Source organism: Enterobacter sp. WPR_3_1 (genome assembly GCF_003635055.1).
GTDB classification, from domain to species: domain Bacteria; phylum Pseudomonadota; class Gammaproteobacteria; order Enterobacterales; family Enterobacteriaceae; genus Enterobacter; species Enterobacter ludwigii.
The window spans coordinates 443,865-469,432 of record NZ_RBXU01000008.1 but is presented as its reverse complement, the minus strand read 5'-3'; the positions used below and the strand labels follow the sequence as shown (position 1 = coordinate 469,432).

The following is a 25,568-nucleotide window of genomic DNA, read 5'->3' as shown; positions in this document are numbered from 1 at the left end:
CATTACCCCCGGAAGCGGTGCTGGTTTTCAAGGAACCACTGGTAGGTGCTTGCCAGCCCCTGCTCCAGAGATACCTCGTGATACCAGCCCAGCTGATGCAGACGGGTCACGTCCAGCAGTTTGCGCGGCGTGCCGTCCGGTTTGGTGGCGTCAAAGACCACGCGGCCTTTGTAACCCACCACCTGCGCGATGGTTTGCGCCAGCTCACGAATGGTGCAATCCACGCCAGTACCGACGTTAATGTGCGACAGCATCGGTTCGGTGTTTTCCTGCCACACCTCACGATCCAGCTCCATTACGTGGATGCTGGCAGCCGCCATATCATCCACATGCAGGAATTCACGCATTGGCGTCCCGCTGCCCCACACCACCACATCCGGTGCATTTTCGGCCGTTGCCTCGTGGAAACGACGCAGCAGCGCCGGGATCACGTGCGAATTGCTCGGGTGGAAGTTGTCATGCGGTCCGTACAGGTTGGTCGGCATCACCGAACGATAGTCGCGGTTATACTGACGGTTGTAGGATTCGCACAGCTTGATCCCGGCAATCTTGGCAATCGCATACGGCTCGTTGGTTGCTTCCAGCGTGCCCTGCAGCAGTTCGCTCTCAGCGATCGGCTGCTTCGCCATTTTCGGGTAGATACAGGATGAGCCGAGGAACAACAGCTTATTCACGTTGTGCAGATGCGCTGCGTGAATGATGTTGCTCTCAATCATCATGTTCTCGTAGATGAAATCCGCCGGATACGTGTTGTTGGCAACAATGCCGCCCACTTTCGCCGCCGCCAGATACACCTGGTCAACACGTTCACTGGCGAAGAAGTCCTGTACCGCTTTGCTGTCGAGCAGGTTCAGCTCGTCGCGGGTACGGACAATCACATCGACATCACCGCGCTGTTCAAGCTGGCGAACAATCGCGGAACCCACCATTCCGCGATGACCCGCGACAAAAATACGTTGTTTTGTCATTCTCAGGACTCCAGCGCGATGGCAACCTCGTAGCCATGAGACTTAAGCAGGGAGTGTTTTTTCGCTGCTTCAAGATCTTTGGCAACCATCTCGGAAACCATCTCCTGCAGAGTCGTTTCTGGTTTCCAGCCCAGTGTTTCGTGTGCTTTGGTTGGGTCGCCCAGCAGGGTTTCCACTTCAGCAGGACGGAAGTAACGTGGGTCAACCTGTACAATCACGTCGCCCGGTTTCACGCCCGGTGCGTCATGGCCCGTTACGGAAACCACGATGCCTTTCTCTTCCACGCCGGTACCTTCGAAGCGCAGTTTGATACCCAGCTGAGCGGCAGCCATCTCAACGAACTGACGTACGGAGTACTGCACGCCGGTTGCGATAACGAAGTCTTCTGGTTTTTCCTGCTGCAGCATCATCCACTGCATTTTTACGTAGTCTTTGGCATGGCCCCAGTCACGCAGGGAATCCATGTTGCCGAGGTGCAGGCAAGATTCCAGACCCTGTGCGATGTTAGCGATAGCGCGGGTGATTTTACGGGTAACGAAAGTTTCACCACGACGTGGGGATTCGTGGTTGAACAGAATGCCGTTACAGGCATACATGCCGTAGGATTCACGGTAGTTCACGGTGATCCAGTACGCGTACAGTTTCGCCACCGCGTACGGAGAACGTGGGTAGAACGGGGTAGTCTCTTTCTGAGGAATTTCCTGCACCAGACCGTACAGCTCAGAGGTGGATGCCTGGTAGAAACGGGTTTTCTTCTCAAGGCCGAGGAAGCGAATCGCTTCCAGCAGACGCAGCGTACCCATTGCGTCAACGTCAGCGGTGTATTCCGGAGATTCGAAGGAGACCGCAACGTGGCTCATCGCGCCCAGGTTGTACACTTCATCCGGCTGCACTTCCTGCAGAATACGGGTCAGGTTGGAAGTATCGGTCAGGTCGCCGTAGTGCAGATGGAATTTCGGGTTCGCCGCATGAGGATCCTGATAAATGTGATCCACACGTTCGGTGTTGAATGAAGAAGCACGACGCTTAATACCGTGTACTTCATAACCTTTTTCCAGCAGCAGTTCTGCCAGGTAAGAACCATCCTGTCCGGTAACGCCGGTGATGAGAGCGACTTTAGACATGTTTATATTCCTCTACTTATGAATTTAATCAGTTTCAACGCGTTCGCGTATCACCACTGCGGGGTTGCCACGGCAAATTTTATTTGCCGGTAGCGATTTAAAAACGCTGCTGCGGGCACCGACTACCGTGCCATCGCCAACAGAAACACCAGGTGCAACAAAAACATCTGTCGCCAGCCAGCATTTTTCGCCAATCACAATCGGAGTGGCGGTAATATCAAAATGCTGACTCATAAAATCGTGACTGCCGGTGCACAAATAACACTTCTGTGAAACCACTGAATTTGCACCAATCGTAATATCGCCAAGGGTATATAACACCGCGTCATCCCCTACCCACGCATAATCCCCAAGCGTTAATTTCCACGGGTAGGTAATTTTTACCGACGGGCGAATGACTACGTTTTTTCCGATTTTTGCGCCAAACAGTCGCAATAAAAAAGCTCGCCAGCGGTACAGTATTTGCGGTGACCAGGCAAATAAGGTGGCCTGTACGGCCCACCACAACTGCACTTTAATACCGCTCCCGCCCCGAAAGCCTTTCGGCACGGAGAAACCTTTAAGATCCTGCATTACGTTTCCTTATATTCAGGCTTTGTTATATAAGTTTTTCGTTTTACCGGTGGTACGCAGACGTAATAAATAAGATAATTCCGCCCAGAACCCCGGCACGCCTAATATTTTACGCTGCACATTTCTGGCATCCTGGCACAGTTCCAGATTATTAGACGTTGACACGCCGCCCATTGAAAATTCAGATACCAGCCCTTTAATTCGACGGAACGGGTAACCTGATTTATACAGGCTGGCAGTCAGCGCATAATCTGAAGAAACTTTATACTGCAGATCGTAAGGCTGTTTTTTCAGACCTTTTACCGGGAAGAAAATGGCCTGATGGCTGGCAGGCAAACTGTGGTAGATATACCAGCCGGGTTTCGCACTTCGGCAAACTTTATGGCCATCGCCAAAATCGAGCAGCGCGTCGCCAATGTACATCGCATCCTCTTTCTGGCGCGCCAGCTGACGGGCAAATAACGCCACATCCTCATGGAATACGTCACCGGAATTCAGGAAGATGGCATAACGGCCTTGCGCCATGTCGATGCCTTTATTCATCGCATCGTAGATGCCTTTATCTTTCTCGCTGATGAAACGTAAGTTGAACTCACCGTTGAGTTTTTCCAGAAACTCCGCCGTACCATCGTTCGAGCCGCCATCGACCACAATCCACTCAAAGGTGAGGCTTGGATCGCGCGCCAGGTTGCGCAGCGAGCGCCAGGTTTTTACCACCCCTTCGTAATTACGAAAAGCGACAGTAATGACGCTAAGAAACATAAATCACCTCATTTCGTCATACGTTCGTAATATTAAGCGCTTTGCGCAGAATAAACGGACAGACAATCAAGAAAGCATATTCCGGGCTAAATATTGACCCGGTAAAAAACAACGACACCGGTGTAAACAGATAAAGCTGCACGCGAAAGTTCTGGTTATCACCAAACGCGTTAATCATCATTTTGAAAACTTTAAACAGATACCACAGTGTCAACAGTACGGCGAACCACGAAAAATAGATAATTAACAGATACAGGCCATTGTCTATGGTTTTACCGACATCCGCACCGTTAAAGATTCCGAATGATGCAACATATTCGTAAAGTGAGCCGAATCTTACTACACCATCGATATGGGTTAAGGAATAACCCACCATCACCAGCGGACCAATGATACGATAATAGGATGACGAGCCTTCGGTTCCCAAATCTCCCAGACGTTCTGAGATGTATGGGAAGGCAAATATCACGCCAACCATAAATACTGTCAGAGAGATAATCGCCAGCGGCAGTTTTTTCTTAATCGCATCTTTGTTCAGGTACTGGAACGCCCACTCCAGCAGGTAAAACAGGATAAATGTCATTACCCCTGAGAACGATCCTGACAGAACAATTCCTGCAAGAATCATAGCATCGGTCTTAGGGGTTTTGATACCAAACTGTTTGATGCTGAGCCAAATTGAGATTAGTGCCAGAGCAAAAAACGCCGGTTCAAAATAGAGGGCTGTCGTACGTTTTCCGCCAAACTTGATGAAGTTCAATACATAGCTGTTACTGTAAATGAGATATTTCGAAATTATCTCCATCAGGCTACTGCCACCGGTCAAAATAATTTGCGCCATTTCCAGTGCAGCAAGCATAACAATTAACGCAACGGCAATATAAAAGAACCTAAGGATTTTCCGATAATTGTGTGGCGAAATAACCTTGAAACGAATACTCCAGACCATGCCAATAATAATGACGATATAAACAAACAGCATGGTGGAGGTGACGTATTTACTGGCATCCAGAGACTGACCAAAGATGTAGTTAAATAGCGTCAGACCCACGCCCAGCCCCAAGGCCATCATCAGCTTCTTGAGGTTGATTTTGTCGACATACAGCAGAAGCAGAACGGGCAAGAAGGTCACTATGGTTATCGGGAAGCTTTCGCCAAGCTGGGCAATTTTGACGTTGACCAGCAGGTAAATCAGCGGCAGCAGCAGATAACTACAGACTCTGATAGAACGAGACATATTCCTCCAGCATCTGTTGTCCACTGTAGGCCTTGCGGCTGCGGTTGCGGAACGATTCCAGGTCGGTGCCAAAAACAGCCTGCGCGATCTGCGCCTTCGGCAGTTGCACCAGAGGCAGTACCTCATGCTCCGCAAACGTGGTCCCGCCCGATTTTTCCAGCACTTCACGTGCCGCATCGCTGTGGGTGGCAATCACCGGCACACCGATGGAGAGCGCTTCGCAAAGGATCAGCGGGTAGTTATCCACGCGCGAACTGAATACCAGCGCATCCATCCCATTGAGGGCGCTCATCAGTTTGCGCTTGTCGGTTTCAAACCCGTGATTCACCACGTTAGCCCCTTCGAACGGCGAGAACTTGCCGAAGGTGTGCAGTTCAATCTTGTCATCCAGCGCCATCATGTCGCGCACCAGCTGCTGATTGGTTTTGCCGTCGTAACGCAGGTCATGCGCAACGATAGCGATTTTTGGTTTACCCGGGGTTTCTGCAACCGGGGTAAGTTCGGCCAGAATCGCTTCCGTCGCCACGTCGATACCGTTATTGATGATTTGACAGCGCCCTGCCCCATACAGGCTGTTAAAGGCATCGGCAACGTGCTGGCTTGGGGAGATAAACGTACAGCCGAGCGAGAGCATGTCGCGGAACAGCTGGCGCTTTCCGGCCACCAGCTGATGGGCACGATCCACTTTCACCGGCGGGTAGTTGCTCAACGTCGGGCACTTCTGGCAGTTGCTTTTCCAGCCTTCACACCCGTCGGTAAAGGCGCAGCGACCGGTCACGCTCCAGTGATCGTGCAGCGTCCAGACGAAGCGGGTATCCGGTTTGTGGGCCTGCACCTTCTGGCAAAACACCACCACCTCTTCCAGATTCAGCCAGTAGCTGTGAAGCACGTGGAAATGCAGCACAACCGGCCCCTGGGAGCGCGTCACGGTGCGATAAAGGGTATTAAGATTGCCAAACAGATCGCGGTTAAACAGGCGGAACAAGGCAATGTTGGCCACGGAAGTCAGGCGCGGCGTGTGCTTATGCACCTGCGGGTAGTTATCGTGGCTGACGCTTTTCTTACCGCCTTTGCCATAACCGTAAATAAAACGAGACTGAAGTCCTTTTTGCAGCGCGCGCTGGTGAAGATCCAGCGCCACACCGGCCGCCCCGCCCTCTGCGAGACGGACGTTAAATTGCAGAATGTTCATTTGATCACCTTCACGCGGGCTTTCTCACCCACCACCAGCGCGTTATCCGGAATACTGTCCAGCACCACGCTCCCTGCGCCTATCGTGACGTTGTTACCAATCGTGATGTCACCAATGATGACCACGTTCGCACCCAGCTCGACGTTATTGCCAATCACCGGGCAGGCCAGGCTGTCGGGCCCACGGTTACCGATGGTGACCGCGTGGCGAATAGTGAAATCATCACCGGCTACAACGAATTTGTTGATCACCACGGCATAACCGTGATGAATGGTAAAACGGCGACCAATGGTGGCAGCGGCCTGAATTTCATAACCAAAAAAACATTCAGTAATGATGCGGTACAGCACCAGCACCGGTGCTGCCCAGAGATTGTTTAAAACATTTTTCTTGCGCCACACCGAGCAAAAATGCGCGATGCGGTACGCCAGAACCATGCAGCACGGGCGCAGGCTCCAGCTGTTAGCGCGGCAATCTTCCAGAAACATTATTTCCCCCGAAGTCCATCAGCCAGACGCTTGCCGTTACGCACGGACAACAACGTGAGCAGCGTGCGCCAGTTCATACGCTTATTGCGGATCTGATAGAGGGTAAACAGCTGATACTTCCGGCTGGCACGGTCGAACTTGTCCTTGTGCTTGCGGTAAAAGTGGAAGTAACCAGAGAATTTCTTCGGCGACGAGGTGATTTGCATCTCCCCGTGATTGATATGCAGGATCTGCGTCGCCTCTTCCACCTTCCACGGCTCGCCATACTCCATCACCATGCGCAGGAAGATGTCGTAATCCTGCGCAGCCTTCAGCTCTGTATCGAACAGGCACTCCTTAAAGCGCCACGCCCAAGTAAAGACCTGATTACCAATGATGTTGCGTTTAAAGAACAGGCGGCGTGAGTAAGGCGATTTCGGGTACAACGGCAGGCTGGCAGGCTGCGAGTAAACTTCACCCTGACAGACATAGTCGTTGGCATACAAAAACGCATGCGTCACCAGCTGTGCTTTGTGCGACAGGAAGATCGACAGACGGTTCGGCGTCCATTCGTCATCGTCGTCGATGCCGGTCAGATACTGGCCTTTAGCCTGCATAATCGCCTGGTTACGCACCGCGCACGCACCGGAGTTAATCTCGTTGTGCGTGTAAACCACGCGCGGGTCGTTAAGGTCAGTCACAAACTTTTGCAGCTGTTCGTACGAGGAAGAACAGTCATCAACGATGATCAGTTCCCAGTTATCGTAATCCTGTCGCAGCACAGATTTTATTGCGCGGATCGCCAGCTGCTGACGATTCCATGTCGGCATATAAATAGAAACTAAAGGGCGTTGTGTAGTCATGGTCTTCCCCGAAAGCTAACGATTAGTGACTGTCAGACTTGTATTCGTACTCGTAGTAACCGTAGTCCTGGTAACCGGTCGCACGACGGAAGATGGAGTTCAGGATCACCCCTTTCACTTCAATTCCGTTTTGCTCGAAGCGGCTCAGGCTGGTTTCCACTTCCTTCAGCGTGTTCACCGCGTAACGCGCCACCATCAGCGTGGTGCCGGCATGGCGGCCCACAATGGCGGCATCGGTCACCGCCAGAATTGGTGGGGTATCAATCAACACCAGGTCATAGTTTTTGCTCGCCCACTCCACCAGCTCGCTAAAACGTTCACTCATCAGCAGCTCTGATGGATTCGGCGGCACCTGACCACGCGGAATAAGGTCAAACTTCGGCACCGTCGTCGGTTTTGCACTCTGGCTAATCTCACCTTTGCCCAACAGGATTTCCGACAGCCCGTTGACGTTATTGGTACCCAGCAGTTCGTGGGTATAGCCCTTACGCATATCACAGTCGATCAGCAGCACCCGTTTATTGGTCTGGCTCACCACCGCCGCCAGGTTGGCACAGACAAAGGTCTTACCAATTGACGGGCTGACACCGGTCAGCATCAGAACATTGTTTTTGGCCTGCATCATGGCGAAGTGCAGACTGGTACGCAGACTACGAATCGCTTCGATGGCCAGATCGGTTGGGTTACCCACTGCCAGCAGCTGACTTTGTTTGTAACGCTTAACGCCTTTGGTGGTTTTGACGCTGTCACGCGATTTTTGCCACTCCGACAGCGGGATGCTGGCGTAGACGTTGATACCGCTCTCTTCCAGTGCCTGCGGGCTTTCGATTCCACGGTTGAACAGCGAGCGAAGCAGCACGCCAACGATGGAGAGGATAAGACCCAGAATAATGCTGCCGAGAATGATGAGGGCTTTCTTCGGCTTCAGCACCCCAGGCTGGGTGATGGCCGGGTCAACGATGCGCACATCACCAACGGTACTGGCTTCGGTGATTTTCAGCTCCTGCTGTTTATTCAGCAGCTGCATGTACACCTGCTGTCCGGATTCCACATCGCGGGTCAGACGTACGATTTCCTGCTGCGTTTTAGGCATCGCAGTGACGCGGTCGTTGAGTTTCGCCTTCTCTTCTTCCAGCGTGCGGCGTTTCTCGAGCAGCGTACGGTAGGCCGGGTGACGCTTGGTATAAAGCTTGGAAATCTCCGCTTCTTTGAAGGTCAGCTCGTTAAGCTGCGCATCAATGTTAACCATCGAGTCGAGAACGGATTTCGCTTCCAGCGGCAGGTCGACAGAGTCTTTATCCTGACGATAGGCGTTAAGCTTGTTCTCGGCATCATCCAGACGGGCGCGGACTTCCGGAAGCTGTTTAGCGAGGAATGCCAGGCTTTTCGCCGCTTCAGCCGATTTACGCTCAACGTTCTGCTCAAGATAGTTGCGGGTGATGCTGTTGAGGATGTCGCGGATCTGATCCTTATCTTCACCGGTAAAGGTCATGCTCAGGACACCGGTGTCCTTGCCGTTTTCGGTGACGGTCAGGTTGTTCTGCAGATTGTTAATCATTCCCAGCGTGGAGAATTTGGTCACGGTAAATTCACCGCCCTCCTGGGCGTGGATCGCGCTGACCATCATGCTGACACCCTCTTTCGTCAGCATCTGCCCCACTTCACCGCGCGCGCTAAAGCCCGCATCGCTGGTCAACTGGTACTGTTTCGGGCCTAACACCGTCAGGGTAAAGGTCTGATCCGCGCTTCCTTTTGGCAGCACAAAATCAGTCACTTTGACCGTGTCGTTGCTGCGTCCCATCAGACGGTCCCAGCCGGCACCAAAGATCGGGAAGGTATTTTTGGTGACGGAGATATCAAGGCCGAGGTCGTGAACGGTTTTACCCAGAACCAGGCGCGACTGGATCAGCTGAATTTCCGCATCGGAGGCCGGCGGTTTGTTCGCCAGTGCGGAGCCAATGTCCTGCACCAGCGAGTTACCGGTATTCTGCTCAATCTGCACCAGCGCATCGGCACTGTAGATTGGCGTCGCAAACAGCGTATAGACGACGGCCGCCGCGGCAAACACGGCGGTGATCCCAAGCACCCACCACTTTGCCTCTACGACGGTGCCGACCAGGCGACCAATATCGATTTCATCACTGCCCGAAGTCGGGGCGGCAGAAGGTTTTGTTTTTTCTGTCATTGTTATCCCTGCTGAGCTTTCAGTGCCTGCGCCCACTGACGGGCAGACTGGTCAAGTAAGGTGTATACCGCCTCGAAGGCCTCATGGCTTTTGCGATATGGATCGGGGATTTCGCGTTCATTGTCCCAGTGACCAAACAGCATCACCTTGCCGCGCATCTCCGGTGCGATATCACACAGCGCATGGATATGGCGTTTTTCCATCGTCAGGATCAGGTCATACTCCCGGCACATACGGCCGGTGACCTGACGGGCGATGTGCCCGTCGAGAGAAAGGTTATGATCGCGGGCCACGCTCGTTGCGCGCTCATCGGCACCTTTACCGACCAGCGCACCCAGCCCTGCGGATTCAACGGTCAGTTCGGGCTGGTAGAGTTTCAGCAGCCGTTCAGCCGTGGGGGAACGGCAAATGTTCCCCACGCATACCACCAGAATTTTGTTAAACATCGCGGATTACCAGGTATGAATGTCGCGCGCCGTATCCGTCATGTAGCGAACGCCACTGATGGTTGGCAGCAACTGGTTGATCAGACGGTTCCAGCGGGCAACCGGTGCGGTGGTGACATACACCACATCGTATGGCTGGAGACGGAACTCCGTTGCCATCACCAGAGACGTCGCATCGGACATATCCAGCTGGTAGATGTTGGCAATCTTGCCTTTCGCACTGCCCTCACCTTTCAGCGGACGGATCACGAAGATACCGGTGGCGTTGGAGGTGGTCAGATCAATACCCTCTGCATTACCCAGCGCTTCGGTCAGGGTCATGCCGCTGAAGTCCATTTTGAGGGTGCTCTGTTTCTTAACTTCGCCCATCACGAACACTTTCAGATCGTCATTGCGCGGTACGTAGAGAATGTCGCCCGGATAGAGCAGACGGTTCTGAGTCAGGTCACCGTTTTGCATCAGCGCCTGCAGCGAAATGCGCTGCTCTTTGCCGTTGTGCGTCAGAACCACGTTGCGCCAGTCGGCACCGTCGGTTAAACCGCCGGCGGCGTTAATGGCATCCAGAACGGTCAGCGGTACGTTGGTGATGGCCTGTTGGCCGGATTTATTCACCTGTCCGGAGATATAGGCTTTTTGCGAGCGGAATGCGGCGATATTAACGTCCACCTGCGGATCGGCGATGTACTGCGCTAAGCGGCCGGTAATATCACTGCGGATTTCGGCGAGCGTTTTCCCGGCAACGTGTACCTTGCCAATATAGGGATAGAACATGGTGCCGTCTGACTGTACCCAGTTACCGGTGTCGCTTGAGCTACGGTACTGGCCCGCTGGTGTGGTCAGTTCAGGGTGGTCCCAGACGGTGACGTTGATGACATCACCCGGCCCCACGCGGTACTGGTAGGAGGCAATCTCCTGATCCAGAGACATATTCGGCTGAGCAACATTCGGACGTGGGCGTAATTGTTCGACCAGACGTGGCGTGAGTGGATAAACATTCACCATTTTGTCGAGATCAAAATCGGCATCCTGCTGCTTGATCACGTCCTTACCCATTGTTGACATATTGCTGCCGGGAAAGACCGTACAACCACTCATCAAGGTCACAGACACCAATAATGGCATCAATTTCATTTTGGATTTCATCATTGATTATTTATCACTTTGGCAGAGTAATTATCCTGTGCAATTTAAAATAAGCCGGGTCGTATTGGGTTTCAGCATGCAGTTAATCAAATAGAAATATAACTGGCATCAGTCCTAAAAAAAGCTTATTCATCCATTGGCTATTGACAGAATAATCGAGGCTGATTCACACGCTTTCAGGCACGCTACCGCCCTTGGCTTTCAGTTACCAATCCACTGACTAAACAATGTGTTATGGATAGACACCCTCTTGAACAAGGTCTTCTGGAAATATATCAGCCGCAAAAACGCCCGACGGATAATCAATAACCATTCCTGAAGACCGAAACAATAATAGCAACAAGGAGATTTAACATTTGATGCTGGAGGAATTGTTGCAGCTAACCTAATAGCAGGCAAGGAGACAACTGTCCTAATAACTGTTTTTAAGATTAATATTAAGAGCAAAGTTTTGACCTTTTAGGATTTTCTTTATATTGACAAAGCAGCAATAAAAACCATTAATTGCGATATATCCTAAAATGTACTGTGCGTAATAAAATATACGTAATTACCTTATTTACAGCGCCAGCGTATTGCTCTCTTTTTGTTCGGCCTTATTAAGAGAAATCTCAGCCCGGCATTGCAATTTCCCGCCGCTTTATCCATGATCGAAGTGTGACATTCGTCATATAACAGAAGGTATTGCTATTACTATGGAATGGATTGCCGATCCATCAATCTGGGCCGGACTGGTGACGCTGGTTGTCATCGAATTGGTGCTCGGTATTGATAATCTGGTCTTTATCGCCATCCTCGCCGAAAAACTGCCCCCTTCTCAGCGTGACCGCGCTCGCGTAACGGGCCTGCTTTTGGCGATGGTGATGCGGTTGCTGCTGCTGGCCTCTATCTCCTGGCTGGTCACGCTGACACAGCCTCTGTTCTCCGTTCACGGCCTGAGCTTCAGCGCCCGTGACCTGATCATGCTCTTCGGTGGCTTGTTCCTGCTGTTTAAAGCGACGGTTGAACTTAATGAGCGGCTCGAAGGCAAAGACAGTGAAAACCCGACCCAGCGACGCGGGGCAAAATTCTGGCCTGTGGTGGCGCAAATCGTGGTGCTGGACGCCGTCTTCTCACTGGACTCGGTGATCACCGCCGTCGGGATGGTTGACCACCTGGCCGTGATGATGGCCGCAGTGATCATTGCCATTACGCTGATGGTGATGGCAAGTAAAGCCCTGACCCGGTTCGTTAACAGCCACCCGACCATTGTTATTCTCTGCCTGAGTTTCCTGCTGATGATTGGCTTTAGCCTGGTAGCAGACGGGTTTGGATTCCACATTCCGAAAGGCTATCTGTATGCCGCCATTGGTTTCTCAGTAATGATTGAAGCGCTGAACCAGCTGGCGATATTCAACCGTCGCCGTTTCCTCTCAGCGAATCAGACGTTACGTCAACGCACGGCCGACACGGTCATGCGCCTGCTGAGCGGGAAAAAAGAGGATGCGGAACTGGATGCGGAATCCGCCGCGATGCTTGCCGATCACAGTGACGGGCTGATCTTTAATCCGCAGGAGCGACTGATGATTGAGCGGGTGCTCAATCTGAATCAGCGGACGGTCAGCAGCATCATGACATCACGGCATGACATCGAGCATATCGACCTGACGGCACCGGAGGAGCACATTCGCGCACTGCTGGATAAAAACCAGCACACCCGCGTGGTTGTCACCGGCGGTGAAGAGGAAGAGGAGTTGCTGGGCGTGGTGCACGTCATCGACCTGCTGCAACAGCAGCTGCACGGTGAAGCACTCAATCTGCGTGCCCTGGTACGCCAGCCGCTGGTCTTCCCTGAGGGACTGCAGCTGCTTTCTGCTCTTGAGCAGTTCCGTAACGCGCGCACTCACTTTGCCTTTGTGGTGGATGAATTCGGTTCCGTTGAAGGACTGGTCACGCTCAGCGACGTCATGGAAACCATCGCCGGTAATTTGCCCAACGAAGTGGATGAGATTGATGCGCGCCACGACATCCAGAAAAATGCCGACGGGTCGTGGACGGCGAACGGTCATATGCCGCTGGAAGACCTGGTGCAATATGTGCCGCTACCGCTGGATGAAAAACGCGAGTATCACACTATTGCCGGTCTGCTGATGGAATATTTGCAGCGTATCCCGCAACCGGGAGAAGAGGTTCAGGTGGGCGACTATCTGCTTAAAACGTTGCAGGTTGAGAGCCACCGTGTACAGAAGGTGCAGCTCATTCCACTGCGGGATGAAGAAGAACTGGACTATGAGGTTTAGTGAGTTGTTTTGCCCGGTAGCATGTGCGCTACCGGGCGCTCGGGCATCAAAGCTTATCTAACAGCTTTTTCACATCCTTCCCTGACTGTGAATCTTTATTCCGATCCGCCCAGTCGTTCAGACGACGTTTCGCTTCGTCCTGCAGATGTTTGCGCAGGATCTGATCCACCTGAAGGCTGTAATTCAGCGCCTGCCATTTGCCATAGACAGTGAGCGGAACCGGCGTCTCTTTAAGGAAGTCGATCAGTTTACTTTCACCCTGCCAGCCGGAAAGTACCCGCACGTTAAATCGGGTATCCGCCGTCTCTTTCACCAGATCCAGCTTACCTTCACCGGTTAACGACAGGAGTGAAGAGGTTCCCTGCATTCCGTCGAGGGTGAGCTGCCCGTTATCCAGCGTCAGGTCAGTGGTAAAGCTGTCGAGACGCGTTGCGCTGTCGTAGTTTTCCTGGGCTTTGACATCACTGCTGCGCTCCACCGCCTGTTGTACCAGCTGCTGGAAGTTAAGCCCTTCCATACGGGAGTCTTTCAGATCAAGATGGGCCTGCCCCTGCCATTCGCGGCGGAAAGCCTCAGCATCAATCTTCGTCCCCGAGAAGTCACCCGCCAGCGTCAATTGGCCCGTTAAGGAGATCGGGTAATTAAAGGCTTTAAGGATGGTACCAATCTCAACGTTATCGAGACGCGGCTGGAATTCTGCGCTGGCCGTCTCTTTACGCACGTCCAGCGTGCCCGGCAGAGAAAGATGTCCGGCGCCCATTTTGCCGCTCAGTTCGGAGATCACCAGCAAACCGTTATGGTTAAACATCTGGCTGCTCACGTCGGTAAAATCGATACCGCGCCAGCGCAGGCTGTTAGCTTTCAGTAAGATATCAGCCGTGAATCCGCGCAGACCGTTATAGTCTGGCTGATCAAGACTCGAGGAGATGACCGGACGCGGCTTGGACGGCTGGCTTTGCCCATTCTGAGCAGCGTTACCGTCGGTCGCACCTGCTGGCTGAGGCGGAAGTAAGTTCTCCAGATTGAGCTTGTCAAACTGCAGATTCATTACCCACTTCGGCTTCTCCTCAAGCGTGACGCTCGCCTGCCCTGTCAGACTGCTGTCGTTCGCCTGCAGATTGAGGTTATCCAGCTCAAGCTGTTTTTGCTCTTCGCGCCACACGGCCTGCAGCGTTCCCTGACCGGTGATCCCCTGGGCAGGAAGATCGGCTCCCATCAGTTGCCAGTTCAGTTGCTGAATATCCGCCGTGAGCTGATGGGGGTAATCCGAGGCATTCACGTTGGCGTTCAGCGACAGATTCAGATCGCGCTGATCGCGGTTCAGCCTTCCGCTAAACTCCAGCGAGGCAATATGATGGGCGTCCTGCTCCATCTTCAGGTTGATGTTACGGACGGTTACCTGCTCGTCGGACTCATGCTGGAAAACCAGCACGCTGTCGGCGACTTTCAGTTTGGCTATATCAAATGACCAGCCCGTATCCGTCGGCTCGTCGGGCAGCGTATTTTCCCGCGGGGCGACCGGTGCATCCGAGTCACGCACGGCTTCAGTTTGCGGCGTCAGCTGAATCACCGCCCCTTTCAGCATCACCTGGTCGACCTGCAACTGGTGTGAAAAGAGCGGGATCAACGCCACATCAAGACGCATGTTATCGGCAGAGACCAGCGGCTGGGAGGCACCCGGCGCGGTTAACGACATGCGGCCTGAGAGAATGCTGAGTTGCGGCCAGACGTGCCAGCGCAGCGGCCCATCAAGCTTCAGTTGATAACCACTACGCGCTTCGACCTGCCGCACCATGTAAGCACGGAAATCATTAGGGTTAACAAGCAGGACTAACGCCGAAAGGCCAGCAACCAGAACCACCAGCAAAATCATCAGCGTTGTCAGAACTCTTCTCATAGCATCCTCAGTGGACTAACGATCAGTCTTTATCAATACGGCTCGCGACCGCACCCTGCTGGTCGCGATATTTAGCGTCCTGACGGCGGTTATAAGGACGATCTGCCGGACCGGTTAGCGGTTCAAAGCTCAGCGCACCGATCATCATCCCCGGACGCAGTGCCAGAGGCAGTTTACCGGCATTGAAGAACTCGAGCACGATACGGCCCGACCAGCCTGGATCGATACGGTGCGCGGTCACGTGAACCATCAGCCCCAGTCGCGCCAGAGAAGAACGGCCATCGAGCCAGCCGACCAGGTCCGCAGGCAGCGTCACGGATTCATAGGTCACCGCCAGCGCCAGTTCACCCGGATGCAGATAAAAGGCTTCGCCCTCGTCAATAACGATTTCATCACTCATCACGCGATCAAGCGCGGCGCTGACTTCATCCTTCGGCCCGCTAAGGTCGATGAACGGTGCGGTATGGCCGCTAAAGGTACGGAATTTATTTCCCAGGCGCACATCAACAGTCACACCATTGATACGCTCCACGGGTGGACGTGGTGTAATAGACAGACGGCCTTCATCCAGCCAGGCTTCAATATCGCGATCACAAAGACGCATCGCACTTTCTCCTTTCATGCATCGTACCCTGAAGCCATAAAGACTCAGGGCAAAACCAGGTTATCCCTGAACGGTACACAATTCGCGCGGCTTATTCAAAAAACTGGCTGATTTTCGCTTTTAAGATATCAATGGCTATGCGGTTTTTACCGCCACGAGGCACGATGATATCGGCGTATTGCTTGGATGGTTCAATGAATTGCAGGAACATCGGGCGGACAGTTTTCTGGTATTGCGCCATCACGGAGTCCATCGAACGTCCACGCTCATTGACGTCACGCTTAATGCGGCGCATCAGGCAGATATCCAGCGGCGTATCGACGAAAATCGAGAAGTTCATTGATTCACGCAGACGGGAGTCGGTCAGAAGCAAAATACCTTCAAGGATAATGACCTTCTTCGGTTCGATACGGATCGTTTCCTGCGTACGGGTATGTTCTACATAACTATAGACGGGAAGTTCAATTGCCTGGCCGCTTTTAAGTGCTTCTAAATGCTGGAACAGTAAGCTGTGATCCATCGCATTAGGATGGTCATAGTTAGTTTTTACGCGTTCTTCCATCGACAGATGGGATTGATCTTTGTAATAGCTGTCTTCGGGAATGACGCCGATATGCTCATCACCAACTTGTTCACGCAGTTCGCGGTAAAGCGTACTGGCAATAAGACTTTTACCTGAAGCCGATGCGCCGGCGATGCCTATAATGACGCACTGATGAGACTTATCAGTCATAAATTTAGCGACCTGATTAACCTGGATGTTAAGGAAGGACGACGCCGGAGCGTCAAACGCGGCAATTATAGGGATTTCGCGGGCATGATACCAGTCGAAAGCGCAGGTTCTGCGAGACAGGGTGAAAAGCGACGAAATGATCCCTTTGTGAAATTTAAACGCACGTTTTTTCAGCGTTTGCCGGGGATTTTTTACCGAGTAACTATTTAATAAGTCTATGATGTCAAATTATGAGCAGTCGCCATATGAATTGTAAATTGTTTGTACTAGCATAAACCAAATTATCAAATTCACTCGTCCGGACTTCTCTCCTGACGGCATGGCGTCTCTGGATAAAGCGGTAATGAATAAACAATACCAGCGGGTTTTGGTTACCACCCCACATCCTTTATTGCGACTTGTCTGTCTGGGCCTGGTCACCTTTATCTTTACCTTATTTTCGCTGGAGCTGACCCGCTTCGGCACCCTGCTCGCCCCGCTCTGGTTCCCTACCGCCATCATGATGGTGGCCTTTTACCGTCATGCAGGAAAGATGTGGCCGGGTATCGCTCTGGCCTGCTCGTTTGGCAATATCCTGGCCGCGTGGATGCTTTTCTCCTGGTCGTCGATCAACCCGACCTATACCGCTATCAACGTGGTTGAAGCCGTGATTGGCGCGGTGTTACTGCGTAAACTGCTCCCGTGGTATAACCCCCTGCAGAATCTGAATGACTGGATCCGTCTGTCCATCGGCAGTGCGCTGGTGCCACCGCTGGTTGGCGGGGTGCTGGTGTATCTTCTGGTGCCGGGTCCGGAGCCGCTGCGTAATTTCCTCGTCTGGGTGTTATCAGAAGCCATTGGCGCGCTGGCGCTGGTGCCGTTAGGGTTACTGTTTAAACCTCATTATCTGCTGCGTCACCGCAACCCAAAATTGCTGCTGGAAACGCTCGCCACCATGGCCGTGACGCTTGCTCTCAGTTGGATGGCGATTACCTGGCTGCCGTGGCCCTTCACCTGCGTTATCGTTCTGCTTATGTGGAGCGCCGTGCGCCTGCCACGAATGGAGGCGTTTCTGGTGTTTCTGGTCACCGTGATGGTGGTCTCGCTGATCATGACGCGTAACCCTGCATCCATGACGCCGCAAAACCTGCTGGTGACGCTAAACGCGCCCTGGCTGCCCTTTTTGATGATGCTGTTGCCGGCCAATATTATGACCATGGTGATGTATGCCTTTCGCGCCGAACGCAAACATATCACCGAAAGTGAAGCGCGTTTTCGTAACGCGATGGAGTATTCCGCCATCGGCATGGCGCTGGTCAGCATTGAGGGGCAATGGCTTCAGGCCAATAAAGCCCTGTGTAACTTCCTGGGATACAGCCAGACGGAGCTTCAGGCCCTCACCTTCCAGCAGTTAACCTGGCCGGAAGATTTGAATACCGATCTCGAACAGCTGGAGCAGCTGGTCAACGGCGACATCAACACCTACACCCTTGAGAAGCGTTACTACACCCGCAATGGTGAAGTGGTCTGGGCCCTGCTTGCCGTCTCCGTGGTGCGCCACACCGACGGTTCACCGCTCTATTTTATCGCCCAGATTGAAGATATTAACGACCTGAAGCAGACCGAGTGGGTCAATAAACGCCTGATGGAGCGCATCACCCTCGCCAACGAAGCGGGCGGTATCGGCATCTGGGAGTGGGATCTGGAGCCGGACATTATCAGCTGGGATAAGCGGATGTTTGAGCTGTATGAGATCCCGCCGCACATCAAGCCCACCTGGCAGCTCTGGCACGAAACGATGCTCCCGGAAGACCGCGCTCACGCTGAAAAGGTGCTCCGGGATTCCCTCATTTCACGTTTGCCGTTTAAGCTTGAGTTCCGCATTCGTGTTAAAGAAGGCGTGCGCCATATACGCTCTCTGGCGAACCGGGTACTGAATAAACAGGGTGAAGTTGAACGCCTGCTCGGCATCAACATGGACATGACCGAGGTGAAGCAGCTCAACGAAGCGCTGTTCCAGGAAAAAGAGCGTTTGCACATCACCCTCGATTCCATCGGCGAAGCGGTGTTGTGTACCGATATCGACATGAATGTCACCTTTATGAACCCGGTTGCCGAGAAAATGAGCGGCTGGCTGCAGACCGAGGCTATCGGGCAGCCTGTCCTGAAAGTGTTGCACATCACCTTTGGTGAAAAGGGACCGCTGATGGAGAATATTCACAGCGGCGATATGTCTCGTTCCGATATAGACCAGGACGTGGTGCTGAACTGCCGTACCGGCGGCAACTACGATATCCACTACAGCATTACCCCGCTCAGTACGCTGGACGGGCAAAACATTGGCTCCGTGATCGTGATTCAGGACGTGACGGAATCGCGCAAAATGCTGCGTCAGCTCAGTTACAGTGCCTCGCACGATGCCCTCACCCACCTCGCAAACCGGGTCAGTTTCGAAAACCACCTCAAACGGCTCTTACAGACCGTACAGGAGACACGCCAGCGTCATGCGCTGGTGTTTATCGATCTCGATCGTTTTAAAGCCGTCAACGACACCGCAGGCCATGCGGCGGGTGATGCTCTGCTGCGGGAGCTTTCGTCATTAATGTTGACCATGCTCCGCTCCAGCGACGTGCTGGCTCGTCTCGGCGGGGACGAATTCGGGTTGTTGCTCCCGGACTGCAATATCGAAAGCGCGCGTTATATTACCGGCCGCCTGATTAACACCATCAATGACTATCACTTTATGTGGGAAGGACGTCTGCACCGGATCGGCGCCAGCGCGGGTATCACTCTGATTGATGAAAATAACCATCAGGCTTCAGAAATCATGTCGCAGGCGGATATCGCCTGTTACGCCTCGAAAAACAGCGGACGCGGTGTCGTCACGGTTTACGAACCCCAGCAGGAACGGGACCACGGCATGCGCAGCATGATGTCGCTTGATGAGCAGTGGCACATGATTAAAGACAATCACCTGATGATGATTGCCCGCAGCGTCGCGTCTCCACGGATACCGGAAAGCTGCAACTTCTGGCTGATTTCATTACGCCTGTGGACCAGCCAGGGCGAAGTGCAGGAAGAGCATGCGTTCCGCTCCGGACTTGCGGAGCCTGAACTGTTGCACGCCCTTGACAGACGTATCTTCAACGAGTTTTTCCGCACCTCCGCCGCACAGGTCGCCCACAAAGGCATGGGGGTCGCGCTTCCGCTGTCTGAAGCGGGTTTAGCAAGCGTCACGCTGGTTGATGAACTTGTCGACCTGCTGGAGAAGAGCCCCATGCCGGGCCGTCTGTTGCATCTGGTTATCGCTGCCGACGTGGTATGTAACCCGGATGAGAACCTGCAGCAGGGCCTGCAAAAGCTTCGCCATGCTGGCTGCCGCGTCGTGCTCAGCCAGGTGGGACGCGATATGAACGTCTTTAGCCACCTCAGCGCCAATATGGCCGATTATCTGATGCTTGATACGGAAATGGTGACGAATGTTTATGGCAACCTGATGGATGAGATGATGGTGACGATCGTTCAGGGGCACGCCCAGCGCCTGGGCATGAAAACCATCGCCGGTCCGTGTAACCAGCCCATCATGATGGACACGCTCTCCGGCATCGGCATTGATTTTATTTACGGCGACACCATCGCCGAGCCGCAGCCGTTGGATCTACTGCTTAATACCAGCTATTTCGCCATCAACTGATGGCGCCCAGCCATCGGTATACCAGATGTGCAGCAACGCATACGAGCGCCAGGGGTGCCAGCGCTGGGCGTAGCGCCGAATTTGCGCAGGCGTCATCCCGGCAAAACGTTGCTTAATCAGATAATCATCCGGCAGAAAAACGTCCTTCGCCTGCCAGCCACGCAGGGCCAGGTAGTTTGCCGTCCAGCGTCCTATCCCGGGCCGCTGCTGTAAGGCCTTCATTCCCGCCTCAATATCCGCAGGAGGGGAAAGCGGAAACGTCCCGTCCACCACAGACTGAGCCAGGTGAACGATCGACTCCGCCCGCTTTACCGGCATTCCAAGCGCTTTCAACGCCAGCGGGTCCGCTGCGGCCAGCGCGTGCGGGGTCGGGAAGCAGAGATAACCCGGGGCGTCTTCAACCGGCTCCCCGCACAGGGCGACAACGCGGGAAGCCAATTTTGCCGCCATCGCCACGCTAACCAGTTGCCCGAGTATCGCCCGCACACCCTGCTCCCAGGCATCCATCGCCCCCGGCAACCGTAAGCCTGGCCGTGCGGCCCCCAGATCCCCCAGTGTCGAGCGGATCGCCTGAGGATCGCAGTCAAGATCGAAAAGTCGCCCGATACGCTCAAGACAGCTCTGCGCAACCGGAATCAAGCCCGGGCTGAGCGTCACGGTAAGCGTAGGGGTTTGGCTGTCCGGCGTAACGCGAAATATCCCCTGATGCCCCTCGCAGGCGAAACTGCGCTCGTAATAGTGGTCCGTGACGGTCTCTACGCCCGCTACCGCACGTGCGCCAAGGAAACCAAACATCCATTGCCAGTCGTAAGGGGGTTGCCAGGTCAGGGTATACATCATCGCTCCTTTTTTGTTCCCCTCAGCATAAACCGAAAGGCCTTGTTTCGCCTTGCTTTCATATTCCTGTTGTCGCCAGGCAGACATTTCGCTAAAGTCTCGCCCCTTCTCACTGGCATGGGGACTAATCGTGTTTATTGGATTTGACTACGGTACGGCAAACTGTTCGGTTGCCATTATGCAAAACGGGCAACCACAGCTCCTGAAGATGGAAAACGAGAGCACGCTGCTGCCATCAATGCTCTGCGCACCCACTCGCGAAGCGGTCAGTGAATGGCTGTTCCGTCATCATCAGGTGCCCGCTACCGCGGCGGAAACCCAGGCGCTGCTGCGCCGGGCGGTCAGTTTTAACCGCGACGAAGATATCGACGTGACCCCTTCCAGCGTGCAGTTTGGCCTCTCATCGCTGGGCCATTATATTGACGATCCGGAAGAGGTTTACTTCGTTAAATCCCCGAAGTCGTTTCTGGGCGCCAGCGGATTAAAACCACAGCAGGTGGCGATGTTCGAAGACCTGGTGTGCGCCATGATGCTGCACATCCGTAACCAGGCGCAGACCCAGGTACCCGATCCCATCACGCAGGCCGTTATTGGTCGCCCGATCAACTTCCAGGGTCTGGGCGGTGAAGAGGCTAACCAGCAAGCGCAGGGGATCCTCGAGCGCGCCGCACACCGAGCCGGTTTCCGTGACGTGGTCTTCCAGTATGAGCCGGTAGCGGCAGGGCTGGATTTTGAAGCCACATTAACGCAAGAGCAACGCGTGCTCGTTGTGGATATCGGCGGGGGCACCACCGACTGCTCTTTACTGCTGATGGGGCCACAATGGCATCAGCGTCGTGACCGCGAAACCAGCCTGTTGGGCCACAGCGGCTGCCGCGTAGGCGGTAACGACCTGGACATTGCTCTGGCATTTAAAAGCCTGATGCCGCTGCTCGGCATGGGCGGACAAACCGAAAAAGGCATTGCCCTGCCAATTCTGCCCTGGTGGAACGCCATCGCCATCAACGACGTTCCGGCGCAGAGTGATTTTTACAGCACCGCGAACGGGCGCTTCCTGAACGATCTGGTACGCGACGCGCAGGACGCGGATAAAGTCGCCCTGCTCTATAAAGTGTGGCGTCAGCGTCTCAGCTATCGCGTGGTGCGTACCGCTGAAGAGAGCAAAATCGCCCTCTCTGACCGTGCTGAACACGCTGTCTCATTACCTTTTATCAGTGATGAGCTGGCGACCGCGATATCGCAGGAAGGGCTGGAAACGGCACTCGCCCAGCCGCTGCAGCGGATCCTCGAGCAGGTGCAACTGGCGCTGGAGAATGGTAAAGAGAAGCCGGATGTGATTTACCTGACCGGCGGTAGCGCCCGTTCACCGCTTATCAAGAAAGCGCTGGCGGAACAGCTTCCGGGTATTCCGATTGCCGGTGGCGATGACTTTGGCTCCGTAACGGCAGGTCTGGCCCGCTGGGCACAGGTGATGTTCCGTTAAGCCCCGACGGAAGCCCTCGAAATGCGCAGGGCTTCCGTCGTTTACAGCGCGTTAAAACGCACATTTTCCTTTTTACCTGGCAGCACGCTGCCCTTTTTGCATGCCGCTTCTCTTGTCGTCGGCTGGCTTTGCTCGACAAATCGCCGGAAATCAGCGAACGGCACCGGGGGCAGGAAATGATACCCCTGCAGGTAATCCACCTGTTTGCTGATAAGCCACTCTCGCTGATAAGCGTACTCCACCCCTTCCGCCACGGTACGCAGCCCCAGAATCATCGCCAGATTAATAATCGATTCCAGCATCGGCAGCGGTTGGTTATCAGCCTGGATAGCGTTGATAAAGGTCTTATCAATTTTTATGACATCCAGTTCGAGTTCATTCAGATAGCATAAATTCGCGTATCCTGTACCAAAGTCATCCAGCGCAAACATCACCCCGCGATTACGCAGTGAACGGATCAGTTCTTTTATTGCAGGCGTCACGGCCAGCGTTTGATTTTCGGTGATCTCAATCATGAGCTTCACCGGTAACGATTCTGTCAGCTCTAAAAAATTGAGGCACTCCCAATAAAACACCGGGTTACTTAACGTGGTTGGACTGACATTAAACGCCACAAACAGCGGTGTATTTAACCCGTTATTCTTTTGCTTTAAGTCACTGGCAACTTTATGCATTAAATAGCTGGTGAGTTCGTTAATCAGGCCACAGCTTTCTGCCAGCGGAATAAATTCTCGCTGCGAAATCGTGTAATTATGCCCTAATGGCCAGCGGGCCAAAATCTCTATACCGCACAGCTCACCACCTGCACCGACAACGGGTTGATAATAAGGTAAAATCTCATCATTTTTGAGTGCCAGACTCAGACGCCCCGCATCATTATTATCATAACTACGCCCGGTGGATTTGCGCATTAGCGTACTGTTCTGCCCCACATCCCTTTCAGTCAGGAAACCATTGCGGATAAGAAAAATAATAGATTCAATAAAATTTTTAAAACCAAGCCTGTGCGTTATTTTATCCCGGTAGCGATACAGGGATTTTGTAGTCAATGAATTTGCCCGGCAGAATTCGGCCTGCCCCTCTTTCGTCATCATGGCATTAAGCATGTCTGCCTCAAATTCGGTTAACGCGAAAACGTCCAGCTCATCTGATTTTACGCGTGATTCCGGTTGCGGGGTGGTCATCAGTATACGCGTGAGTATATCGATGACGGTCGTATAATGCAGTGTTACATCAATTGAGGTACTGTATTCATAGCCTCGATTAATACACTCATTTTCGCTCAACCTGAGAACAACGCTGTTTACCATGATAAACTGGCTACTGTTACGATGTAGCCATTTCTTCACCAGGAAAAAGGGCATCCGGTTATCAACAATTAACAGACAGGAGTTGTATTGCTGAAAAGAAAGGTCTGACTCTGATATAAATGTCTGACTGTCGACCAGTACCAGATTAGGCAAAAAAGCCCTAAGCCCGGCGAAAAGATAAATGTCATAACTGAGCAGGAAGACCTTTTTCTTATTCATAATAATCACCATCACGTTTTCATTGTAAAACGCAGCCTTCCCGAACAGGAAAGTGTATTCACAATTGACCTGGTATTCACATAGACTTAAGGTAAAACAAATAAAATGCCTTTAGATTGCATAATGTGTAGTAGCTCATCCCCCTTGCAACAAAACTGAGCGCAGGGGAAATGATAAGAATATTCTTGCTGTATCGGTAGCGAATTCTGAGGTCCGAAATGAGTACAAACTTATGCGCTTATATTCACATTCAGACAAACTTTAGTGATAATAAACCCGATTCTAACAGAATAAAAAACCATAAGCACTGCGACATATAGGTTATTATTTCAGAATAAGACAATACCCTATTCTGAGGATTACGCTGCCCGACACACCAACAGGGTGCGTCGCAAATCGCGTATACCGTACACATTGTGCGCAATATGCATTATTTTATAATAGAAGTTGTGTTGCTTAGACATAATTAATCCCGTGATCTCATCAGGCAAATCATCATTATCATTTTTGATCACAGAAACCCGTTGGGTACGTATGTAGCCGTCACTATCATTACCTAAAAATTTAAGCATCGTGGAACGGTTAATGGCGTAACTTTTCCCATTAACATTAATCACGCCCACTTGTGACAATACCCCCTCTTCAGCAGATGATATCCTGAAAACCAGCAATACCTCCCCTTCGATGTGCATACCTGTTTTTTGCGTATTGAGCACAAGATGGTTCTTCGCTGAGCATACCAGCGCTGCCGGAACCTCATGACGTTTAAATAAAAACAAAAAAATGATAACAAGCGCTACGGCAAGACTAAAATACATAATTTTCGCACGCATGTGCAACTCCCCGGGAGCCTAACGTACAAATACTGAAAAATGATTCCTTTAGTTTATTACCTGCAGACAATCCATTGTCATCATAAAACACAATGACCTTATTTCTTCCCTTACAGATAGATTTGAATTGCTGCCATCGGGATGAATTCAAAAAAGTGGATATTTTCTCAACTGAATTATCATCTGTCGTAAATATTTCACAGGAACCGGATTTTTGTACATGCACGACACCATCGGTATCTCGTAATAATTTTGGCAGAAGGACAAAGCCAGATATCACCAGGCTGATGCCTAACATTCCGCCAACGATCGTTTTACCGTATCGCCTTAACCCGGGTTTGGTGGCGGAGGTTAATGCAGTGATGCTATGCGGCAACGCATCTTCTATTACGTTTTCGATCTGCGCCTGAAAAACAAATCCTTCTCGGGGGATAGTTGCGATCAGATTATCCATTCCCAGTTCTGCTAACGTTTTGCGCAAAATACTGACATTTTTATTCAGACTGTGACCTGATGGGATCAACCCATACCTTCCCCACACTTCGTCTATAATCAGATCCCGATGTAATTGTTTGCGGTTGTTCGCAATAAAGAGCTCCAGTAATCTTGCCGTTGCAGCGGACAGAATCACTCTTTCTCCCTGTACGCTTAGCGCTCTGGTCTCTGAATCGTATACAATATGATCATTGATTATCTTTTTCATCCGGGAACTCTTTTATTATCGGCGGCAATGCCAGCAC

21 protein-coding genes are annotated in these 25,568 nt (G+C 52.5%); 3 read left to right on the top strand and 18 right to left on the bottom strand.

Features of this window, described 5'->3' with window-relative positions; all coding sequences use genetic code 11:
- Positions 1–2: 2 nt before the first annotated feature.
- The 11 genes from BJ887_RS03940 to BJ887_RS03890 are packed head-to-tail and all read right to left on the bottom strand — an operon-like array spanning position 3 to position 10,963.
- A complete protein-coding gene (locus BJ887_RS03940) occupies positions 3–968 on the bottom strand; it encodes a GDP-L-fucose synthase (RefSeq protein WP_121339305.1) in 966 nt (321 codons plus the stop codon).
- Between the two features lie 2 nt (positions 969–970).
- A complete protein-coding gene (gmd, locus tag BJ887_RS03935; protein WP_014170819.1) occupies positions 971–2,092 on the bottom strand; it encodes a GDP-mannose 4,6-dehydratase in 1,122 nt (373 codons plus the stop codon).
- A 24-nt stretch (positions 2,093–2,116) separates the two neighbouring features.
- Positions 2,117–2,665, bottom strand: a complete 549-nt coding sequence (gene wcaF / locus BJ887_RS03930) for a colanic acid biosynthesis acetyltransferase WcaF (RefSeq protein WP_020883264.1) — start codon at positions 2,663–2,665, stop codon at positions 2,117–2,119.
- A gap of 15 nt (positions 2,666–2,680) precedes the next feature.
- The gene (gene wcaE / locus BJ887_RS03925) at positions 2,681–3,427 is read right to left on the bottom strand and encodes a colanic acid biosynthesis glycosyltransferase WcaE (protein WP_121339303.1); all 747 of its coding nucleotides are present in this window, start codon (positions 3,425–3,427) and stop codon (positions 2,681–2,683) included.
- Between the two features lie 16 nt (positions 3,428–3,443).
- Positions 3,444–4,664: a colanic acid polymerase WcaD gene (gene wcaD, locus BJ887_RS03920; protein WP_020883262.1), complete on the bottom strand. Its 1,221-nt coding sequence runs from the start codon at positions 4,662–4,664 to the stop codon at positions 3,444–3,446.
- A complete protein-coding gene (gene wcaC / locus BJ887_RS03915) occupies positions 4,639–5,856 on the bottom strand; it encodes a colanic acid biosynthesis glycosyltransferase WcaC (protein WP_063156621.1) in 1,218 nt (405 codons plus the stop codon). The genes wcaD and wcaC overlap by 26 nt, the downstream gene beginning before the upstream one ends.
- Positions 5,853–6,344 carry a colanic acid biosynthesis acetyltransferase WcaB gene (gene wcaB / locus BJ887_RS03910; RefSeq protein WP_014170825.1) on the bottom strand — a complete coding sequence of 164 codons (492 nt, stop codon included), beginning with the start codon at positions 6,342–6,344 and terminating at the stop codon, positions 5,853–5,855. The genes wcaC and wcaB overlap by 4 nt, the downstream gene beginning before the upstream one ends.
- On the bottom strand, positions 6,344–7,186 hold the full coding sequence (gene wcaA, locus BJ887_RS03905) for a colanic acid biosynthesis glycosyltransferase WcaA (RefSeq protein ID WP_032680629.1): 843 nt from the start codon (positions 7,184–7,186) through the stop codon (positions 6,344–6,346). The genes wcaB and wcaA overlap by 1 nt, the downstream gene beginning before the upstream one ends.
- Positions 7,187–7,208: 22 nt before the next feature.
- A complete protein-coding gene (gene wzc, locus BJ887_RS03900) occupies positions 7,209–9,371 on the bottom strand; it encodes a tyrosine-protein kinase Wzc (RefSeq protein ID WP_032680628.1) in 2,163 nt (720 codons plus the stop codon).
- Between the two features lie 2 nt (positions 9,372–9,373).
- A complete protein-coding gene (wzb, locus tag BJ887_RS03895; RefSeq protein ID WP_014170828.1) occupies positions 9,374–9,817 on the bottom strand; it encodes a low molecular weight protein-tyrosine-phosphatase Wzb in 444 nt (147 codons plus the stop codon).
- Between the two features lie 6 nt (positions 9,818–9,823).
- Positions 9,824–10,963, bottom strand: coding sequence for a polysaccharide export protein (locus BJ887_RS03890; protein WP_014170829.1), 1,140 nt, complete (start codon positions 10,961–10,963; stop codon positions 9,824–9,826).
- Between the two features lie 692 nt (positions 10,964–11,655).
- Between BJ887_RS03890 and BJ887_RS03885 the strand changes: the two genes are divergently transcribed.
- Positions 11,656–13,239, top strand: coding sequence for a TerC family protein (locus tag BJ887_RS03885; protein ID WP_020883259.1), 1,584 nt, complete (start codon positions 11,656–11,658; stop codon positions 13,237–13,239).
- A gap of 46 nt (positions 13,240–13,285) precedes the next feature.
- Here the strand turns inward: BJ887_RS03885 and asmA are convergent, their stop codons facing one another.
- The 3 genes from asmA to udk all read right to left on the bottom strand — a co-directional run bounded on the left by asmA (position 13,286) and on the right by udk (position 16,473).
- Positions 13,286–15,136 carry an outer membrane assembly protein AsmA gene (gene asmA / locus BJ887_RS03880; RefSeq protein WP_047355749.1) on the bottom strand — a complete coding sequence of 617 codons (1,851 nt, stop codon included), beginning with the start codon at positions 15,134–15,136 and terminating at the stop codon, positions 13,286–13,288.
- Positions 15,137–15,158: 22 nt separating this feature from the next.
- Positions 15,159–15,740, bottom strand: a complete 582-nt coding sequence (dcd, locus tag BJ887_RS03875; protein WP_020883257.1) for a dCTP deaminase — start codon at positions 15,738–15,740, stop codon at positions 15,159–15,161.
- A gap of 91 nt (positions 15,741–15,831) precedes the next feature.
- Positions 15,832–16,473 (bottom strand): uridine kinase, encoded by a 642-nt coding sequence (gene udk, locus BJ887_RS03870; RefSeq protein ID WP_020883256.1) that lies wholly within the window; start codon positions 16,471–16,473, stop codon positions 15,832–15,834.
- Between the two features lie 343 nt (positions 16,474–16,816).
- Between udk and BJ887_RS03865 the strand changes: the two genes are divergently transcribed.
- Positions 16,817–20,146 (top strand): diguanylate cyclase, encoded by a 3,330-nt coding sequence (locus BJ887_RS03865; protein ID WP_121339735.1) that lies wholly within the window; start codon positions 16,817–16,819, stop codon positions 20,144–20,146.
- Here BJ887_RS03865 and alkA read toward each other — a convergent pair.
- The gene (alkA, locus tag BJ887_RS03860; RefSeq protein WP_121339736.1) at positions 20,111–20,983 is read right to left on the bottom strand and encodes a DNA-3-methyladenine glycosylase 2; all 873 of its coding nucleotides are present in this window, start codon (positions 20,981–20,983) and stop codon (positions 20,111–20,113) included. The two genes, BJ887_RS03865 and alkA, sit on opposite strands and share 36 nt — an antisense overlap.
- 130 nt (positions 20,984–21,113) lie before the next feature.
- Between alkA and yegD the strand changes: the two genes are divergently transcribed.
- Positions 21,114–22,466 (top strand): molecular chaperone, encoded by a 1,353-nt coding sequence (yegD, locus tag BJ887_RS03855; RefSeq protein ID WP_032678538.1) that lies wholly within the window; start codon positions 21,114–21,116, stop codon positions 22,464–22,466.
- Between the two features lie 41 nt (positions 22,467–22,507).
- Here yegD and BJ887_RS03850 read toward each other — a convergent pair whose 3' ends face one another.
- The 3 genes from BJ887_RS03850 to BJ887_RS03840 all read right to left on the bottom strand — a co-directional run bounded on the left by BJ887_RS03850 (position 22,508) and on the right by BJ887_RS03840 (position 25,531).
- Positions 22,508–23,995, bottom strand: coding sequence for an EAL domain-containing protein (locus BJ887_RS03850; RefSeq protein ID WP_229216795.1), 1,488 nt, complete (start codon positions 23,993–23,995; stop codon positions 22,508–22,510).
- Positions 23,996–24,354: 359 nt separating this feature from the next.
- A complete protein-coding gene (locus BJ887_RS03845) occupies positions 24,355–24,828 on the bottom strand; it encodes a hypothetical protein (protein WP_020883251.1) in 474 nt (157 codons plus the stop codon).
- Entirely contained in the window at positions 24,803–25,531 is a 729-nt protein-coding gene (locus BJ887_RS03840; protein ID WP_050737049.1) for a winged helix-turn-helix domain-containing protein, read from the bottom strand. Before BJ887_RS03840 ends, BJ887_RS03845 begins: the two co-directional genes overlap by 26 nt.
- Between the last annotated feature and the right edge of the window lie 37 nt (positions 25,532–25,568).

Coding starts and splice junctions, on each gene's coding strand:
- alkA (WP_121339736.1), bottom strand. CDS start 20,983: ATGTATACCCTGACCTGGCAACCCCCTTACGACTGGCAATGGATGTTT.
- BJ887_RS03865 (WP_121339735.1), top strand. CDS start 16,817: ATGAATAAACAATACCAGCGGGTTTTGGTTACCACCCCACATCCTTTA.
- wcaE (WP_121339303.1), bottom strand. CDS start 3,427: ATGTTTCTTAGCGTCATTACTGTCGCTTTTCGTAATTACGAAGGGGTG.
- wcaC (WP_063156621.1), bottom strand. CDS start 5,856: ATGAACATTCTGCAATTTAACGTCCGTCTCGCAGAGGGCGGGGCGGCC.
- BJ887_RS03845 (WP_020883251.1), bottom strand. CDS start 24,828: ATGCGTGCGAAAATTATGTATTTTAGTCTTGCCGTAGCGCTTGTTATC.
- gmd (WP_014170819.1), bottom strand. CDS start 2,092: ATGTCTAAAGTCGCTCTCATCACCGGCGTTACCGGACAGGATGGTTCT.
- wzc (WP_032680628.1), bottom strand. CDS start 9,371: ATGACAGAAAAAACAAAACCTTCTGCCGCCCCGACTTCGGGCAGTGAT.
- BJ887_RS03890 (WP_014170829.1), bottom strand. CDS start 10,963: ATGATGAAATCCAAAATGAAATTGATGCCATTATTGGTGTCTGTGACC.
- wcaB (WP_014170825.1), bottom strand. CDS start 6,344: ATGTTTCTGGAAGATTGCCGCGCTAACAGCTGGAGCCTGCGCCCGTGC.
- BJ887_RS03940 (WP_121339305.1), bottom strand. CDS start 968: ATGACAAAACAACGTATTTTTGTCGCGGGTCATCGCGGAATGGTGGGT.
- wcaA (WP_032680629.1), bottom strand. CDS start 7,186: ATGACTACACAACGCCCTTTAGTTTCTATTTATATGCCGACATGGAAT.
- wcaD (WP_020883262.1), bottom strand. CDS start 4,664: ATGTCTCGTTCTATCAGAGTCTGTAGTTATCTGCTGCTGCCGCTGATT.
- udk (WP_020883256.1), bottom strand. CDS start 16,473: ATGACTGATAAGTCTCATCAGTGCGTCATTATAGGCATCGCCGGCGCA.
- BJ887_RS03885 (WP_020883259.1), top strand. CDS start 11,656: ATGGAATGGATTGCCGATCCATCAATCTGGGCCGGACTGGTGACGCTG.
- wzb (WP_014170828.1), bottom strand. CDS start 9,817: ATGTTTAACAAAATTCTGGTGGTATGCGTGGGGAACATTTGCCGTTCC.
- BJ887_RS03840 (WP_050737049.1), bottom strand. CDS start 25,531: ATGAAAAAGATAATCAATGATCATATTGTATACGATTCAGAGACCAGA.
- BJ887_RS03850 (WP_229216795.1), bottom strand. CDS start 23,995: ATGAATAAGAAAAAGGTCTTCCTGCTCAGTTATGACATTTATCTTTTC.
- wcaF (WP_020883264.1), bottom strand. CDS start 2,665: ATGCAGGATCTTAAAGGTTTCTCCGTGCCGAAAGGCTTTCGGGGCGGG.
- dcd (WP_020883257.1), bottom strand. CDS start 15,740: ATGCGTCTTTGTGATCGCGATATTGAAGCCTGGCTGGATGAAGGCCGT.
- asmA (WP_047355749.1), bottom strand. CDS start 15,136: ATGAGAAGAGTTCTGACAACGCTGATGATTTTGCTGGTGGTTCTGGTT.